2 protein-coding genes and 1 pseudogene are annotated in these 1,821 nt (G+C 75.3%); all 3 read right to left on the minus strand.

Translation table 11 applies throughout. The annotated features are described in order from the left end of the window. Positions 1–635: cysteine desulfurase family protein (locus DW297_RS00280; RefSeq protein WP_136028519.1), on the minus strand; the 635-nt coding region annotated here is incomplete at its 3' end. A 4-nt stretch (positions 636–639) separates the two neighbouring features. Next, entirely contained in the window at positions 640–1,491 is an 852-nt protein-coding gene (gene nadC / locus DW297_RS00285) for a carboxylating nicotinate-nucleotide diphosphorylase (protein WP_136028520.1), read from the minus strand. Further along, positions 1,491–1,821, minus strand: a pseudogene (locus DW297_RS00290) (L-aspartate oxidase); the annotation flags it as partial. The gene nadC and the pseudogene DW297_RS00290, both read right to left, overlap by 1 nt.

The following is a 1,821-nucleotide window of genomic DNA, read 5'->3' on the forward strand; positions in this document are numbered from 1 at the left end:
ACCGCGAGCGCGCCCGTGCCCTTGGGGGCGCCCAGCTTGTGCCCGGCGATCGACACCGCGTCGGCGCCGAGGTCGCGCAGCGGCAGCCAGCCCGCCGACTGCACGGCGTCGAGGTGCAGCGGCACTCCCCGCGCACGGGCGACCGCGGCAAGGGCCTCGACGTCCTGCACCGTGCCGATCTCGTTGTTCGCGTGCCCCAGCGCGACCAGTGCCGTGTCATCGCGGAGCGCGGCGGCGAGGGCCTGGGTGGTGACGCGGCCGTCCGGCCCCACGTCGAGCGCCGTCACCTCCACGTCGTGGAACCGCGCGAGGAACGCGGCCGACTCCAGGATCGACTCGTGCTCGATCGGCGACACCACGACGTGACGGCGCCCCGAGCTCAGCGCGCCGAGCACCAGTCCCTTCACCGCGAGGTTGTTCGCCTCGGTGCCGCCGCTGGTGAACACGACGTCGCCGCGGCGCATCCCGAGCACGTGCGCGACCCTGGCCCTGGCGTCCTCGAGGGCCTCCGCCGCCGCCTCTCCCGCGGTGTGGTGGCTGGCGGGGTTGCCGTACACCGTCGTGAGGTACGGCTGCATCGCGGCCAGCACCTCCGGGCGGACGGGGGAGGTGGCGGCGTGGTCGAGGTACAGCACGGCGTCAGTCGATCCGCAGATCCAGGCCGAGATCGAGCGCGCGGGCCGAGTGGGTGAGCGCCCCGACGGAGATGACGTCCACTCCCGTGCGGGCGATCGCGGCCACGGTGTCGAGGTCGACGCCGCCCGAAGCCTCCGCGGTCGCGCGACCGTCGATCAGCGCGACACCGGCGCGCAGCTCGTCCGGGGTGAAGTTGTCCAGCAGCACCGTGTGCGCGCCGCCGTCGAGCACCGCGGGGATCTGGTCGAGCCGGTCGACCTCGACCACGACGTGCGCGGTGTGCGGCAGTCGCGCCACGGCCTCGCGCAGCGCCGACGCCAGGTCGAGACCGGTGCGCTGCAGCACCGCGAGGTGGTTGTCCTTCGCCATGACCGCGTCGGACAGGGAGAAGCGGTGGTTGCGGCCACCCCCGCAGGCGACGGCGTGGCGCTCGAACGCCCGGAGCCCCGGGGTGGTCTTCCTGGTGTCGGCGATGCGGGCGCGCGTGCCCTCGACCGCCGCGACGTACGCGGCGGTGAGGGTCGCGATGCCCGACATGCGCTGCGTGAAGTTCAGCGCCACCCGCTCGGCGGTCAGCAGGCTGCGGGCGGCTCCGGTCACGGTCGCGAGCACGTCACCCGCAGCGAACGCGTCGCCCTCGCCCACGTGCAGGTCCACGGTGACCTCCGGGTCGGTGAGGGTGAAGGCGGCGGCGAACACCTCTCCGCCGCTGAACACGCCGGGCTCGCGGGCGACGAGGTCGGCGGTCGCGGTGGCGTCGGCGGGCAGCAGCGTCGCACTGGTCAGGTCGCCCCACGGGGCGTCCTCCTCGAGGGCGGCGCCGACCACGCGGGTGAGGGTGGCACGGGTGAGCATCAGACGGTCTCCAGGATCGGGGGACGGGCGGTGGCGGGGGCGGCGGGCTCCGCGTCCGCGCGGTGGTGGGCGCCGACCGAGATGCGGCGCGCCAGGGCAGCGGCGGCCGTGGCCTCCGCGACGTGCAGCAGGTGGGCGTCCTCGTGGTCGCGCGCGCTCTGCGGCGGCTGCTGCGCGATGATCCAGCCGCGGATGGTGCCGAGGGCGCGCTCGAGTCCCCGCGCTGTGCGGTGGAGTCCGACGTCGTCCCACATCAGCTGCTGCAGGGCGCGGCGCGCGAACGGCGGGGTGCCGGTGGTCGCCGCCGGCTCCGGCGCGGGTGTCGCGGTC

Source organism: Microbacterium sp. PF5 (genome assembly GCF_004794315.1).
Lineage (GTDB): Bacteria > Actinomycetota > Actinomycetes > Actinomycetales > Microbacteriaceae > Microbacterium > Microbacterium sufflavum.